This is a genomic window from Nocardia sp. NPDC050413, assembly GCF_040655475.1.
GTDB classification, from domain to species: domain Bacteria; phylum Actinomycetota; class Actinomycetes; order Mycobacteriales; family Mycobacteriaceae; genus Nocardia; species Nocardia coubleae.
Genome location: NZ_JBFAJZ010000003.1, coordinates 422,980 through 440,726, shown reverse-complemented (window position 1 = coordinate 440,726; position 17,747 = coordinate 422,980). Strand labels below are relative to the sequence as shown.

Sequence of the window (17,747 nt, the reverse complement as noted above, 5' to 3'; positions counted from 1 at the left end):
GCGAGTCGACTCCGGCGATCGGATGGGGCTGTCGTGACCAGGGCGTCGCGGGCGTCCGGGACCCGAGCCAGGCAGCGGGGCAAGACGCTGCCGCAACTGCTGTCCGTCGCGGTGGAGTCCAACCCGGGTGGGGTGGCGCTGAGCTGGTCCGACGGTGTATCGGCGCCGGTTCGCCTGACCTACGGCGAACTCGACGAGCGCGCCAACCGGTTGGCCCGGTTGCTGATCGAGCGTGGGGTCGGTCCCGAAGATGTGGTCGCCGTCGGCATCGGCCGCTCACCGGAGTCGGTGCTCGCCATGTGGGCGGTGACCAAGGCCGGTGCGGCCTTCCTGCCCGTCGATCCGAACTATCCGCAGGCGCGGGTGTCGCACATGCTCGCCGACGCGGGCGCGGTGGTCGGGCTGTCGATGTCGGCGGCCGTCGATCGCCTGCCCGCCACCGTCGACTGGTTGTGCCTGGACGATCCCGCAGTGCGCCGCGCCGCCGAGGAACACCCCGGCGACCCCGTGACCTTCGCCGACCGGGTGCGCCCCCTGCGGCTGCAGCATCCCGCCTACGTGGTGTACACCTCCGGCTCGACCGGTCTGCCCAAGGGCGTCGTGGTGACCCACGCCGGTCTCGCCGGGTACTGCGCCGAGCAACGCGCCCACTACGGCATCGAACCAACCTCGCGCACTCTGCATTTCGCGTCGCCGTCGTTCGACGCCGCCGTGCTGGAGCTGCTGATGGCCGTCGGCGCGGGGGCGACCATGGTGATCGCGCCCGCGGGCATCCTCGGCGGTGCCGAGCTGGCCGAGGTGCTGCGCCGCGAGTCGGTGACGCACATGTTCATCACCACCGCCGCCCTCGCCTCGCTCGATCCCACCGGCCTCGACGAACTGGCCGTGGTCACCACCGGTGGTGAGGCGTGCCCGCCGGATCTGATCCGCCGCTGGGCGACCGGCACCCGGCGTTTCCACGATTGCTACGGGCCGACTGAAACCACCATCGTCACCAATATCAGTGCGCCGCTGGAGATCGGCGACACGGTGAACATCGGTGCCCCGCTGCGTGGGGTCACCGAGTACGTGCTCGACGAACGCCTGGTCCGCGTGCCCGATGGCATGATCGGCGAGCTGTACATCGCGGGTAACGGGCTGGCGCGCGGCTACCACCGCAGGCCCGCACTCACCGCTTCCCGGTTCGTCACCGATCCCTTCGACCCGGCGGGCGGACGCATGTACCGCACCGGCGACCTGGTGCGCAGACGGCCCGACGGCGCCATCGAATTCGTGGGACGCAACGACTTCCAGGTGAAGGTGCGCGGGTTCCGCATCGAGCTCGGCGAGATCGACACCGTGCTCACCGCGCACGAGTCCGTCGACTTCGCGGTGACCGTCGGCCACGAACTCGACAACGGCACAACGATTCTCGCGGCCTATGTGCATGCCGCGCCGGGTGCCTCGATCGATCTCGACGATGTGCTCGCCCACGCCAAGGCCGGTCTGCCCGCCCACATGGTGCCGACCGCGCTGACAGTGCTCGACACCATCCCGCTCACCCCCGTCGGCAAGCTCGACCGGGCCGCGCTGCCCGCGCCGACCCTGCGCGCCGCCGAGTTCCGCAGGCCGTCCGGGGCGATGGAGGAGCTGGTCGCCGCCGTCTTCACCGACCTGCTGCACCCGGCCGACCCGATCGGCGCCGACGACGACTTCTTCGCCCTCGGTGGTAACTCCCTGCTCGCCACCCGGGTCGCGGCGCGGCTCGGCGCCGAACTGTCGACCCGTGTTCCGGCCGGGCATGTCTTCGAAAGTCCCACTGTCGCCGGGCTTGCCGCGCTGCTGGAGCCGCTGAAGGGCGCCGGTGGGCACGCGCCGTTGACCCGGCGCGGCCGTCCCGAGCTGATTCCGCTTTCGCCCGCGCAGCGGCGGATGTGGTTCCTCAACCAGTTCGACCCGAACTCCACGGCCGAGACGATCCCGTTCGCCCTGCGCCTGACCGGGCCGTTCGACGCGCACGCGCTGTACGCGGCGTTGTCGGATCTGGTCGGCAGGCACGAATCCCTACGCACCTGGTATCCGGTGCTCACTGCCGGTGAAACCGCCGACGGCGACGGTGTGGCCGAAGGTGTCGGGCACCAGGTGATCCTGCCCGCTTCCGAAGCGGTGCCCGAGGTGCTCGTCGACAGCCTGTCCGAGGACGAATTGCCGCTCTGGCTGGCCGAATTCGCAGCCAAGGGTTTCGATGTGGCGGCCGGGGTACCGCTGCGGGTGGCGCTGGCCGAGCTCGGCCCGCGCGATCATGTGGTCGCGATCGCCCTGCACCACATCACCGCCGACGGTGCCTCCGTCACTCCGCTATTGCGCGACCTGCTTGGTGCCTACCTGGCTAGGCGCAACCGGTCCCGCCCCAGCTGGGCGCCCCTGCCGGTGCAGTACGCCGACTACACGCTGTGGCATCGCGAACTGCTCGGCGCCGAGGACGACTCCGACTCGCTCGCCGCCGCCCAGATCGCCTTCTGGCGCAATACGCTCGCCGCCCTGCCCGACCGCCTCGACCTGCCGACCGACCGCCCGCGGCCGCCCGTATTCACCGGACGCGGTGCGGAATTCGGCTTCCAGATCCCGGCCGCCGTGCACACCGCGCTCGCCGACCTGGCCCAACGCACCGGCACCTCGGAGTTCATGGTCGTGCACGCAGCGCTCGCGGTGCTGCTGAGCCGGGTGGCCCACACCGACGACATCGCCATCGGCACCCCGGTGGCCGGACGCGGTGCCCGCGAACTCGACGACCTGATCGGCATGTTCGTCAACACCCTGGTCCTGCGCACCCAGGTGGACCAGCGGGCCAGCTTCCTCGAGCTGCTGCGAGCGACCAAACGCGCCGACCTGGCCGCCTTCGCCCACGCCGATCTGCCGTTCGAACGGCTCGTCGAACTGCTCGACCCGGTGCGCTCGCAGGCGCATCATCCGCTGTTCCAGGTGGCCCTGTTCTTCCAGAACCTCGACCTGCCGACGCTGCGGTTGCCCGGCATGGAAGTGGCACCGGTCGAATTCGGTGGCGCCGTCGCGCGTTTCGACCTGCAACTGACCGTCGTGCCCGGCACCGATCCGGCCGAACCGATGGCGGCGCTGTTCACCTACGCCACCGATCTGTTCGACGCGGAGTCCATCGAGAACCTCGCCGGACAGTTCACCCGCCTGCTCTCGGCGGTGACCGGCGAGCCGTCGCTGAGTGTGGCCGAGGTCGACCTGCTCACCGACGACGAACGCCACCAGAGCATCGTCGCCTGGAACGACACCACCCACCCGGTGACGCCGGAGCTCGTGCTCGACGCCTATCGCCGTGCGGTGCAGGCACATCCGTCGGCGACGGCGCTGGTGTACGAGGGCGTCGCGCTCACCTATCGGCAGTTCGACGAGCGGGTCAACGCACTGGCCCGCGTGCTGATCGGCGCGGGTGTCGGCCCGGAAAGTCTTGTCGGACTGGCTGTCCGGCGCTCGCCGGAACTGGTGATCGGGATGTACGCGGTGCTCACCGCCGGTGGCGCCTACGTCCCGCTCGACCCCGATCACCCGGCCGACCGCATCGCCTACATCCTCGACACCGCCCGCCCCGCCTGCGTGCTGAGCACCCGTGCCGACGCCACAGCCCTCCCCACGGGAATCGACGTGGTGCTGGTCGACGAAATCGACACCACCGGTGTGTCCGTCGAACCGGTGCGCCCCGAGGAACTCCTCGCTCCGCTGCACCCCGAGCACCCCGCCTACGTCATCTTCACCTCCGGTTCCACCGGTAAGCCCAAGGGCGTGTTGATCTCGCATGCCGCCATCCACAACCAGCTGGTGTGGATGCTGGCGAAATACCCCCTGGTCCTGGGCGACGTCTACCTCCAGAAGACCGCGACCACCTTCGACGTGTCCCTCTGGGGCTATTTCCTCCCCTTGCGCGTGGGGGCCACCCTGCTGCTGGCGACTCCCGACGGCCACCGTGATCCGGCGTATCTCATCGATCTCATCGATACCCACCGCGTCACCGTCACCGACTTCGTCCCGTCGATGCTCACGGTCTTCGCGGCGCAGGCTCGCGCCGACCGGCCGGAAGTCGACTCCACGACGAGCGGGTCGGCACGCAGCGACAACGCTTCCGGTGTGGTCGCCGACGCCACCCAGGCCTCGGGCGGATCGGCCGACTCGGCACCGCGAGGTGTGGCGGGTGGGCTGCCGCAGCGTGTGCCCGGGAATTCCGCAGGGCTCCAAGGCGGTTCGGCGCACACGGCGACGAGCGGTGGCGATGCCGGTCAGGCTTCGTCCGGGCTCGGTGGCTCGACGCAGTCCGGTTCGCGACAGGCGCACGGTCTGGGTGGTCCGGCCTCGGCGGCCCCGTCCGGATCCGTCGGGGATCGTGTCACCCGCGAGCGGCTGTTGCGTTCGGCGCTGGCTACCGCGCCCGCCCAGGAGGACGAGCCGCCGGCGTGGTCGCTGCGGGCCGCGCGGACGTCGGTCAACCCGCTCCCCGGGCCGGTCGATGCGCAGCCTGCCAGCCTGTCGACATTGCGCGACGTGTTCGTGATCGGTGAGGCGTTGCCCCCGGAAACCGTCGATGCCATGGCCGAGGTGTGTTCGGCGCGGCTGCACAATCTGTACGGGCCGACCGAGGCGGCTGTCTCGGTGACCTACTGGCCCGCCAGGGCGGGGGAGCGCTCGGTGCCGATCGGCCTGCCGCAGTGGAACACTCGGGTGTACGTGCTCGACGAGCGGCTGCGGCCGGTGCCGCCGGGCATCGCGGGTGAGCTCTATCTCGCGGGTGACCAGCTCGCGCGCGGGTATGTCGCGCGGCCCGGCCTCACCGCCGACCGGTTCGTCGCCGACCCGTTCGCCGCCGATTTCGGTGGTTCGGTGACCGGCGCCCGCATGTACCGCACCGGTGACCTGGTGGTGTGGCGCAGGCCGACCGCCGGCGAGCCCCAACGGCTCGACTACCTGGGACGCATCGACTTCCAGGTGAAGTTTCGCGGCCAGCGCATCGAGCTCGGGGAAATCGAAACCGCTCTGCTGGCAAGCGAATCCGTGAGCCAGGCGGTGGCGATGGTCGCCGCGACCGAACTGGGCGATCAGCTGGTGGCCTATGTGGTTCCGGCGCCCGGCCGCGCCGCCGACCCGGATCGCTTGTTGGCCTCGGTCTCCAAAACCCTTCCGGCGTACATGGTTCCGGCCGCCATCACGGTGCTCGACGAATTGCCACTCAACCCGAGCGGCAAACTCGACCGCAAAGCGCTGCCCGCACCGCATTTCACCACCCGCGCCTTCCGCGCCCCGGCGACCGCGGCTGAGAAACTGGTCGCTGGGCTCTACGGGGAAGTGCTGGGGCGCAAGGACATCGGCGCCGACGACGACTTCTTCGCCCTCGGCGGAAACTCCCTTGTCGCGACCCGGCTGGTCGCCCGTCTCGGTGCCGCCACCGGCAGCCGCATCCCCGTGCGCACCCTGTTCGAGCACCCGACGGTCGCGGCGCTGGCCGCCACCATCGACCCGGCCGCCGTCGACGCGACGGCGGACACCGTCTCCACCCTCGGCCGCCTGGACCGCCCGGCCGAACTCCCACTGTCACCTGCCCAGCGCCGCATGTGGTTCCTCAACCGCTTCGACCAGGGCGCCACCGGCGACGGCACCGCCGCCTACAACCTCCCCTTCGCGCTGCGCCTCACCGGCAACCTGGACGTCGACGCCCTCACCACGGCCCTGCACGACGTCCTGGCCCGCCACGAAGTCCTGCGCACCGTCTACCCCGACACCGGCGACGGCCCGATCCAGCGGATCCTGCCCGCCGACGAGGTCGACCTCGACATCACGGTCCACCGCATCGGCGAACCCGCCGACCCCTTCGCCACCACCAAGCTCCCGGTCGTGAACGCTGCCGCCGATGCGGCCGGACAGCCCTTCTTCCGTTCGGGTGGCCGTTCGCTACCGGGCGGCGACGCACACCTCGGCGAAGACGGCGCCCCGTCCCCCGGCGCGGATCACCCGACCTCCGGCGTTTCCGGTTTCGGGGACGATCGGCCCGCCGGCGTGGGGGCCGCCGAGTCCGGGTCCGGCGCGGAGCTGGTCGAACAGATCACCGTGCTGGCCTCGACCGCCTTCGATGTGACGACCGAGGTGCCCTTGCGGGTGCGGTTGTTCGAGGTGACCGGTGCCGATCCGGACGCGCCGACGGAATACGTGCTCGCGGTGGTGGTGCACCACATCGCGGCCGACGCCTCGTCGATGGCGCCACTGGTGCGCGATATGACCACCGCCTATCTCGCACGGGCGGCCGGGCACGCGCCCGACTGGGCGAGTCTGCCGGTGCAGTACGCCGACTACGCGCTGTGGCAGGTGGACCGGCTGGGCGCGGAGAGCGACCCCGAATCTCTTGCCGCGCAACAGGTTGACTTCTGGCAGGCGGAACTATCCGGGCTGCCGGACCTGCTGGAACTGCCCGCCGATCGCCCGCGCCCCGCCGTCGCCTCGCTCGCGGGTGACCGGGTGCCGGTGCGGATCGACGCCGACACCCACGCCGGGCTCGCGCGGATCGCGCAGCAGACCGGTTCGACGGTCTTCATGGTGCTGCACACCGCCTTCGCCGTGCTGCTCGCGCGGCTGGCCGGTACCGCCGACGTGGCGGTCGGGACACCCGTCGCCGGCCGCGGGGAACGCGAACTCGACGATCTGATCGGCATGTTCGTCAACACCGTCGTCCTGCGCACCCGCTACGACGGGAGCGCGGCCTTCACCGGCCTGCTCGCCGACCAGCGCGACCGCGATCTGGCCGCCTTCGCCGCCGCCGATGTGCCCTTCGAACGGCTCGTGGAGGTCCTCGACCCGCCGCGTTCCACGGCACGTCACCCGCTGTTCCAGGTCGGCCTGTCCTTCCAGAACGTGGACCACGCCACCCTCGAACTGCCGGGTCTGCGGATCGCCCCGGTGCCCGCGGAGCTCGCGGTCTCGCAATTCGACCTGCACCTGATCGCCGGTGACGGGTACGCCGAGGACGGCAGCCCCACCGGCATCGAAGGGTTCTTCACCTACGCCACCGACCTGTTCGACGCCGCCACCGTGGCCGGGTTCGCCGAGCGGCTGAACCTGCTGCTCGACGCGATCGTGCGGGACCCGGCCCGGGTGGTCGGCGATGTCGACCTGCGCACGGCCGTCGAGCGGTCGAGCGAAATCGTCAACGGTGCCGCCGATCTCGCGATGCCGACCGGCACCCTCGCCGATCTGCCCGCCTCGGCGCGGCCCGAAGCGATCGCCCTCGTCGCGGACCTGCCCGAGGGCCGTCTCGAACTGACCTATGCCGAGTTCGAGGCGCGCGCGAACCGCCTTGCCCGCCATCTCATCTCGCTCGGTGTCGGCCCGGAGTCGCTGGTCGCGCTCGCCCTGCCCCGTTCGGTGGACCTGGTGGTGGCCATGTACGCGGTGGCTCGTTCCGGCGGCGCCTACGTGCCGATCGACCCGGATCAACCCGCCGACCGTACCGACTACATCCTGCACACGGCAGCACCGATCTGCGTGCTCTCCAACGGTTTCCGCACCGACGCGGCACCTGTGGTCCGGGTGGACCATCCGGCGGTGCAGTCCGCCGATCCGGCCCCGGTGACCGATGCGGATCGTCGGGCGCCGCTGCGTCCGGAGAACACGGCCTACGTCATCTTCACCTCCGGCTCCACCGGGCGACCCAAGGGTGTCGCGGTCCCGCATGCGGCTGTGGTCAACCAATTGCAGTGGCTCCGTGCTGAATTCGAGACGACGGCGGCCGACGCGTTCCTGCTGAAGACCCCCGCCACCTTCGACCTCTCGGTGTGGGAGTTCTGGTCGGCGGCCGTCTGCGGTGGTCGCCTGGTGATCGCCGCACCCGACGGGCATCGCGATCCGGCCTACCTGGACGCGCTCATCGCCGACGCGGGCGTCACCACACTCACGGCGGTTCCGTCGCTGCTCGACACCCTCGTCGGCTACTGGGAGGCGACCGCGCCACCACTGCGCCGCATCCTGGCGATCGGCGAAGCACTGCCCGCCGCGCTGGCGCGGCGACTGCTGAATACATTGCCGGACACCAGGGTCGACAACCTCTACGGTCCGACCGAGGCCGCCGTCTCGATCACCGATCATCGGGTGACTTCCGCCGACACCGAGACGGTTCCCATCGGCACGCCCGAGTGGAACAGCCGCGTCTACGTGCTCGACGAGCGGCTGCGCCCCGTCCCACCCGGCGTGCGTGGCGAGCTGTACCTCGGTGGTGTTCAGCTGGCCAGGGGTTACCTGCGCAAACCGGCCCTCACCGCCGAGCGTTTCCTGGCCGACCCCTTCCAGCCGGGTGCCCGCATGTACCGCACCGGTGACCTGGTCATCCGCACGCCCGCGGACAGCGCGACCCGTGGCGAACTGATCTACCTGGGCCGCACCGACTTCCAGGTGAAGGTCCGTGGCTTCCGGGTGGAGCCAGGCGAGGTCGAGGCCGCGCTCCTCGCTCTCCCTCGGATCGCCCAAGCCGCCGTCCTGGCACGCACCGACGCCCACTACGGCGACCGCCTCGTCGCATACGTGGTGCCGGCGGACTCCCGCGCGGCCGAAGGTGGAGACATCACCTGGGCATCCGCCCCGGCCATTCGCCCGGAACTCGATGTGGCGCAGATCAAGTCCGCACTGCGGGAGAAGTTGCCCGCGTACCTGGTGCCCGAGGCATTCGTGGTGCTCGATGCGCTGCCGCGCACCGTCAACGGCAAGCTGGACCGCGCTGCGCTGCCCGCACCGGTCTTCGAATCCGCCGCTTTCCGCGCGCCGACGACGCCGACGGAACAGTTGATCGCCGGGGTCTACGCCGACATCCTCGGGGTGGACGACGTCGGTGCCGATGACGACTTCTTCGCCCTCGGCGGCAACTCTCTACTCGCGACCCGTGCGGCCGCCCGCATCGCCGAGGCGTTGAACCGCGCGGTGGGCGTGCGACTGCTGTTCGAGGCCCCGACGGTCACCGAACTCGCGCTGCGGGTGCACCGAGCCGACGCGTTGTCGGCCGCGCGCCCGGTCGCGGGACCGCGCCCGGCCCAGGTGCCGCTGTCGCTGGCCCAGCAGCGCATGTGGCTGCTCAACCAGCTCGACCCCGACGCGACCGTCTACAACATCCCCGCCGCCATCCGCCTCACCGGCACCCTCGACCTGCCCGCCCTCGAGGCCGCCGTCCGTGACCTGTTCACCCGCCACGAAGTCCTGCGCACCCGCTACCCGGCGACCCCGCACGATCGGGTCCGGCAGCCTGCGGCGCTCACCAGGGGAACCGCCACCGGGCAACCTGCGACCGGTGTTTCGGTGGATGCCACCACAGCGCACCGTGGCACGGGGACGGCTGGGCAACCGGCGACCGGTGCGTCGGCGGGCGCCACGGCCGGGCGCGGCACCGAATGGGGCCCTATGCAGGAGGTGCTGGCACCGGGCGCGGTCGAACTCGACCTCACACCTCTACCGGTCACCGCCGACGACGTCCTCGCCGAAGTGCGGTGCACCGCCTCGACCGGGTTCGATGTCACCGCCGCGCCACCGGTCCGGTTGCGCCTGCTCCGGCTCGGTGCCGACGAACACGTGTTGGTGTTCGTCGCGCATCACATCGCCGCCGACGGCTTCTCGATGGGCCCACTCACCAGGGACCTGGTGCTCGCCTACACCGCGCGCACCTCGGGCGCCGCGCCCGCGTGGACGCCACTGCCCCTCCAATACGCCGATTACGCGGTGTGGCAACGCGATACGCTCGGCGACGAGGCGGACCCGGCATCGATCGCGGCGAACCAGCTCGCCTACTGGACCACCGAACTCGCCGACCTTCCCGACGAGATCGACCTGCCGACCGACCGGCCACGACCAGCGGTGCAGTCCTTCGCCGGTGCCACAACGGGTTTCGACATCGACGCCGACCTGCACGCCGGTCTCGCCGCATTGGCACGACGCGAAGGCGTCACCCTGTTCATGGTGGTGCAGGCCGCACTCGCCACCCTCCTGGCCCGCCTGTCCGACACCGACGATGTCGCCATCGGCACCCCGATCGCCGGTCGCGGCGCGCGCGAACTCGACGACCTCGTCGGCATGTTCGTCAACACCCTCGTGCTGCGCAGCCGCGTCGCGGGCGACGAACCGTTCACCGCGCTGCTGGCAGCCACCCGCGACACCGACCTGCGCGCCTTCGCCCACGCCGACGTCCCGTTCGAGCGGGTCGTCGACGCGGTCCAACCGGCCCGCTCGACGAGCAGGCACCCCCTGTTCCAGGTGGCGCTGTCGTTCGAGAACCTCGCGCCGGTGACCGTGGAACTGCCCGGCCTCGCCGTGCACGCCCTCGACGCCCGCACCGACGACGCCAAGTTCGACCTGCTGCTCACCGTGCGCGAACAGCAGCACAACGGCGGCATGTACGCCGAATTCACCTACGCCACCGACCTGTTCGACGAATCGACGGTGCGTACTCTCGGCGCCCGATTCACCCGCCTGCTGGCCGCCGTCGCCGCCGACCCCGCCGTGCCCGTCGGTGATATCGACCTGCTCGACGAGCGGGAACTCGCCGCGCAGACCACCTTCGCGGGCCCATCCGCCGCGCCGCCGCGCACCCTCGCCCAGCTCATGGGCGACGCGGTCCGCGCCAATCCGTCGGGAATCGCACTGCGCGGCGAAGGACGCGGCTTCACCTACACCGACCTCGACGCGGCCGCCAACCAGTTGGCTCGTGCGCTCATCGCCCGTGGCGCGGGCCCGGAGGTCCCGGTGGCCGTGGCCATCCGGCGATCGGTGGAATCCGTGCTCGCGCTGTGGGCCATCGCCCGCACCGGCGCGGTGATCGTGCCGATCGACCCCGGCTATCCCCTCGACCGGATCGCGCACATGGTCGCCGATTCGGGTGCGACCCTCGGCGTCACCCTGGCCGCCGAACTTGCCGACCTGCCCGCGTTGCCGGCCGCCGGTGGCTGGGTGGCGCTCGACGACCGCGCGTTCACCGCCGAGGTCGCGGCCAATCCCGGTGTCGGGCTACGCGAGATCGAGCTACTCGGTACCGCACGCCCGGGTGGCGCGGCGTACATGATCTACACCTCCGGGTCGACCGGTCTGCCCAAGGGCGTCGTGGTCACCCATGCCGGTGTCGCCAACTTCTGCGCCGAACAGGTCGAGCGCTACCGGCTCGACAAGTCCACGCGCGCACTGGCATTCGCCTCGCCGTCGTTCGACGCGTCCATGCTGGAACTGCTGCTCGCCCTCGGCGGCGCGGGCACCCTGGTCCTCACCCCGGCCGACACCGTCGTCGGCACCGACCTGACCGCACTGATCCGCGCGGAAGGGGTGACCCATGCCAACCTCACCCCGACCGTGCTCGCCACGCTCGAACCCGAGGACCTGCCCGACCTGCGCGTCCTGAGCGTCGGCGGCGAGCACCTGCCCGCCGAGCTCGCCGCCCGTTGGGACACGCTGCCGCAGCGTCGCGTGCACAACGCCTACGGCCCCACCGAGGCGACCATCGCCGTCACGCTCAGCGCACCGCTGCACGGCACCGACGTGAACATGGGTGGCCCGATCCGTGGCGTCCGTGCGCTGATCCTCGATCCGCGCCTGCACCCGGTGCCCGAAGGCGCCACCGGTGAGCTCTACGTGGGCGGCATCCAGCTGGCGCGCGGCTACCATCAGCGCGCGGGCCTCACCGCCGCCCGCTTCGTCGCCGATCCGCACGGTCCGGCCGGCGCCCGCCTCTACCGCACCGGCGACCTCGTCCGCCGCCGCGGCGACGTGCTGGAATATCTGGGCCGCAACGACTTCCAGGTGAAGATCCGTGGTCTGCGCATCGAACTCGGCGAGATCGATGCCGTGCTGGCCGCCGCACCCGGCGTCAGCTGGGTCACCACGATGGGCCGCGACAACGGCACCGGATCGACCATGCTCGTGTCCTATGTGCAAGGCACAGATCTGGAACCGGGCGCACTCACCGCCGCCGCCGCCGAGGCGCTGCCGGACTACATGGTGCCCGCCGCCGTCGTCGTACTCGACGAACTGCCGCTCACCCCGAGCGGCAAACTCGACCGCCGCGCCCTGCCCGACCCGGTGCTCGGCCGCCGCGAGTTGCGGCCGCCGCGCAGCTCGGCCGAACGCGCCGTCGCTCGCGTGATCGGCGAGGTGCTCGGCCACGACCGGGTCGGTGTGGACGACGACTTCTTCGCCCTCGGCGGCGACAGCATCACCGCCATCCAGGTGGTGTCGCGGGCCGCCGACGCCGGCGTCACCCTGCGCCCGCGCGACCTGTTCGCCGCGCGCACCGTCGGCGCCCTCGCCGAGCGTGCGCAACTCACCGCCGAGGCGACCACCCGGACCGGCGCCCTGCCGCTCACCGCCACCGCCGCCCAGCTCCTGGAAGCGGGGGAGCAGGCCGTCGAACCACGCGCCCTGCTGCTCGACGTGCCCGCCGACTGCCCCGACGAGGCCGTCGCCGCCGTCGCGGCCGCGGTGATGAACCAGCACCCCATGCTGTGGGCGGTCCTCGACCGCACCGAATCCGACCCGGTACTGCGCATCCCCCCGGCCGCGGAACGCACCGGCGGCGCCTTCCGCAGGCTGGCCGGTGAGGACGGCGAGGCCTCGCTGCCCGTGGACGACATCGTCGCCGCCGCGGCCGCCGCGCTCGACCCCGACGAGGGTCGCAACATCCACTTCATCCTCACCGGCGACGGCCCGTCCACCCTCGTCGTGGTGGCCAATGCGCTCGTGCTGGACGAGGTTTCCTGGCGCGCCGTGGTCGATCAGCTCACCACCGCCTGGAGCCGGGGCCGCCACGCCGCACCCTCGGCGCCCGACGCGGGTCTCGACGACCTGATCCGCCGCCTGGCCGACTACCCGTCCTCGCCCGCCGCCCGCGCAGAACGCGAGTACTGGCACCGCGCCGTGCGCGCCAGGACGGCCGATTCGGGCGACCTGCGCCAGCGCCGCCGGGTATCGCTGAGCATCACCGGCGAGGGCACCGCCGCCGTCGGCACCGTCGCCGAGGCCTATCGCGCCACGGTCGACGAGGTGCTGCTCACCGCCGTCGCCCTCGCACTGCACACCGCCGCCGATTCGGCGGCCGTCCGCGCGATCGGCAGCGTCGTCCGGCTGCGCGCCGACCAGCGCGTCCTCGGACGGCACGACGCGGAGAACGTGGTCGGCGGATTCACCACCGACTTCCCGCTCGCGCTCCGCCTTGACGGCGTTGACCCGGCCGACGCGCTCGTCGGCGGCCCCGCCGCGGGCACGGCCCTGTCCCAGATCAAGGAACTGTGCCGCACAGTTCCGGCCCACGGCGCCGGCTTCGGACTGCTGCGCTACCTCGACGCCGACGCGGCCGACACCGTGCGCACCGTCGACCGCGGCCGCTTCGCGCTCCGGGTGCGCGACCTGCGACCCGCCCGCGTCCACACGGACGTGGCCGTCGACGATCTGGTCCTCGTGCTCACCGTCGACGCCACCGCCGACGGCATGGTCGCCCGCTTCGACTACGCCGCGACGGTTCTCGACGCCGACGCGGTGAAGCACTTCGCCGAGCACTGGATCCGCGCCCTCGGCGGACTCGCCGAACACGGCCTGCGCCCGGACGCGGGCGGATTCACCCCGTCGGACTTCGCCCTGGTCCGCCTCGGCCAGACCGAACTCGACCGCCTGGTGCGCCGCTACCCCCGGCTCAGCGACATCTGGCCGGTGACACCGCTGCAGTCCGGGATGCTGTTCCACGCCCTGCTCGCCGAGAACTCGGTCGACCCCTACATCACCCAGATCGTCCTCGACCTCGACCCGTCCGTCGACACCGAACGCCTGCACACCGCCGCTCAGACCGTGCTCGACCGGCACGACAATCTGCGCGTCGCCTTCGCCACCGACCCGGCGGGCACACCGCTGCAGGTGGTCATCGACGACGTGGACGTGCCGTGGCAGCTGATCGATGCCGACGAAGCCACCTACGAGCGCATCCGAAGTGCCGACCTGGCAACGCATTTCGACATGGCGGTCGCGCCGCAGCTGCGTTTCACCCTGGTGCGCACACCCCAGCGCGCCCACCTGGTGGTGACCAGCCACCACATCCTCATCGACGGCTGGTCGATGCCGCTGCTGCTGCAGGAGCTGCTCGCCGCCTACACCGTCGGGCGCACCCGTCGCCTGCCGAAACCGGCGCCCTACCGCGACTACCTGGCCTGGCTCACCGAGCAGGATCTCGACGCCGCCCGCCAGGCCTGGCGTGGCGCGCTCACCGGCCTGGCCGAACCGACCCCGCTGGCTCCGGTCGAGAAGGGCCGCGAAATCGCCTCGGGCACCGGGGAAACCGGTTTCGCGCTCTCACCGGCCGATACCGCGGCGCTGACCCGGCTCGCCGCCGACCTCGGCGTCACGGTGAACACCGTGGTCCAGGCGGCCTGGGGTCTGCTCATCGCCCGCCTCGTCGATCGCGACGACGTGGTGTTCGGCGCCACCGTGTCGGGCAGGCCCGCCGCGCTGCCCGGCGTGGAACGCATGGTCGGGCTGTTCCTCAACGCCATCCCGGTACGGGTGCGGGTACGGCCCGAGCACACCGTCGCCGAGCTGCTGCGCACCCTGCAGGACGAGCAGGCCGCCCTGTTCGACTACCACTACCTCGGTCTCGGTGAGATCCAGGAGATCGTCGGTGTCGACGCGCTGTTCGATTCGCTCGTCGTGTTCGAGTCGTTCCCCGTCGACCGGGCGGCGATCGACCGGGCCGCGAGCGGGTCGGCCACCATCACCGGCCTCGACGCGACCAACGGCACCCACTACCCGCTCACCGTGCAGGTGGTGGCAGGCGACCAGCTGCGTGTGTCGGTGAAGTACCTGCGCGACGTGTTCGACGCCTACACCGCACACCTGCTGTCCCAACGGTTCTCACTGCTGCTTGCCCGCTTCACGGCCGACCCGCAGACCCGCCTCGGCGCACTCGACGTGCTGCTGGCCGACGAACGCGGCACCCTCACCGCGCTCAACGCCACCGACGCACCGGAACTGCTCGACGAGTCGACGCTACTGACGCTGTTCGACGCCCAGGTGGCCCGCACACCCGACGCGGTCGCGGTGATCGACGGCGAGAACAGCTACACCTACGAGCAATTCGACGCCAGGTCACGGAAACTCGCCGCCACGCTGAGCGCGCTCGGAGCCGGTCCGGAGGTGCTGATCGCGGTCGCCATGCGGCGCGGTATCGAGCTCGTCACCAGCATCTACGCGGTGTTGCGCACAGGGGCGGCCTACGTCCCGGTCGACCCGGACCATCCGGCCGAACGCACCGAACGCGTGCTCGCCGCCGCGGCACCGCTGTGTGTGCTCACGACCACGGACACCGGATTCCACAGCAGCGCAAGGGTCGTCGAGATCGACACCCTCGCCCCCGATTCCGCCCCGTTGGCCCAACCGGCACCGGACAACCTCGCCTATGTGATCCACACTTCCGGTTCCACCGGAAAACCCAAGGGCGTCATGCTGACCCACCGTCAGCTCGTCGCCCAGTTCCGCTGGGCGCAACGCGACTACCTGCACAGCCCCGGCGATGTGGTGCTGCACAAGACACCGGTCACCTTCGACATCTCCACCTGGGAACTGCTGTGGCCGTTGCAGACCGGTGCGGCGGTGGTCATCGCCCGGCCCGACGGGCACCGCGACCCCGACTACCTCGCCGAGGTCATCACCGAACATTCCGTCACCACCGTGCACTTCGTGCCGTCCATGCTCGACGCCTTCCTGACCGACCGCCGGGCGGGCCAACTGCCCTCGCTGCGACGGGTGTTCGCCGCGGGTGAGGCACTGCAGGCCGCGACCGCGCGCCGGTTCGCCGAGGTGCTCCCCGGAGCCGACCTCGTCAACTGGTACGGCCCGGCCGAGGCCACCGTCGTCACGGCGACCGAAGTGACCGCGGGGGAGCACATTCCGATCGGCGAACCGGTCGCCAACACTCGCGTCCACGTGCTCGACCGGCACCTGCGGCCGGTACCGCCCGGCATCGCGGGCGAGCTGTACCTCGAAGGCGTGCAGCTGGCGCGTGGGTACCTCGCCGCGCCCGCGCTCACCGCCGAACGGTTCGTCGCCCACCCGGGTGGCGGCAGGCTCTACCGCACCGGCGACGTGGTCCGCCTCGACGCCGACGGCGCACTGGAATACCTGGGGCGCAGTGACTTCCAGGTAAAACTACGGGGTCAGCGGATCGAACTCGGTGAGGTCGAAGCGGTCCTGCGCGGGCATCCGGCGGTGCGGCACGCCGCCGTCGCCTTGGTCCACGGCCCGACCGGTGACCGCCTCGTCGGCTATGTCGTCCCCACCGAAACGCGCGCCGAGCAGCCGGGAACCGCCACCCCGGCGGCGGGCTACTCCATCGAAAGCGGTACGAGTACTGGTGGATTGGATGAAGCCGAAGTGCTGTCCTATGCCCGCACCGCGCTCCCTGCGTACATGGTCCCGGCCACGCTGGTCGTGCTCGCCGCGCTGCCGCTCAACGCCAGCGGCAAGCTCGACCGCAAAGCCCTGCCCGTCCCGGCGGCGACCACCCGGCCCTACCGGCCGCCGACCACCCCGGTCCAGCGCGCGGTCGCCGAGGTCTTCGCCGAGGTGCTCGGTGCGGGCAAGGTCGGCCTCGACGACGACTTCTTCGAGCTCGGCGGCAACTCGCTCGTCGCGACCAAGGCCATCAGCAGGCTGCGCACCCGCGTCGGCGCCGACGTGCGCGTGCAGTGGTTCTTCAGCGACGCCACCGTGGCCGCGCTCGCCGAACGCATCGACGCCACCCAGGCGGGCGCCGGCGACTACGACCTCGAATCCGACGACGCCCTCGGCGTGCTGCTGCCCATCCGCAACCGCGTGCCACACGGCACCGAGGCGGGTGGCCCGCTGTTCTGCGTGCACCCCATGTACGGGCTGGCCTGGTGCTATGCGGGGCTGGCTCAATACATTCCGGCGCGCAGACCGATCTTCGGTCTGCAGTCACCCGCGCTCAGCGAGTCCGGGTATCTGCCGGGCACCCTCGCCGAGATGGCCCGCCGCTATGTCATCGAGATCAAAGCCGTCCAGCCACAGGGCCCCTACCGCCTGATGGGCTGGTCGCTCGGCGGTGTGCTCGCCCATGCCGTCGCCACCGAACTGCAGGCGGACGGCGAGCAGGTGAGCATGCTCGCCATGCTCGACTCGCACCCCGACATCGACGTCCCCGATTTCCACACCGCCGTGCGCGACGCGCTGGCCGAACTCGGGGTCGACCTGAGCGCCGCCGTGGCGACCAACGGGGTGCGCGAACTCAGCGACGAGGCGCTGGCCGCCCTGCACGCGATCATCCCGGCCAACATGGCCGTGCTCACCCCCGAGCGGGTGCGCCGCATCTATCGCAGCGCGGTGCGATCGGCGGAACTGATCGCCGAGCACCGGCCCGCCGTATTCCGGGGCAGGCTGGAGTATTTCAGCGCGCTCGGCCACGAGAAGGCGGCCGCGAACTGGGCCCGGTATGTCGACGGCGAAATCCGCGATCGGCCGGTCGCGGTGGTGCACGATCAGATGACCTCACCGCAGGCACTCGCCGAGATCGGGCCCCGGCTCGCGGAACTGCTCGACGCGGGCGACCGGGCAACCGGGGCGCGATGAGGCGGCTGTGGCTGATGCGGCATGATGTGACCGCGCTGTTGTAACGATTACTACTGTTGTATCGAGTGCATAACCCGTAAGGTTCTGCCGTGGTGCAACTACGCCCCGGGAAACCG

The 17,747-nt window shown here is 71.2% G+C and carries 1 protein-coding gene; it reads left to right on the top strand.

What is annotated here, in order from left to right:
- The first annotated feature begins 33 nt into the window (after nt 1-33).
- Complete coding sequence (locus AB0I19_RS11705; protein ID WP_357147457.1) at nt 34-17,631, top strand: amino acid adenylation domain-containing protein; 17,598 nt, start codon at nt 34-36, stop codon at nt 17,629-17,631.
- Nucleotides 17,632-17,747 lie beyond the last annotated feature (116 nt).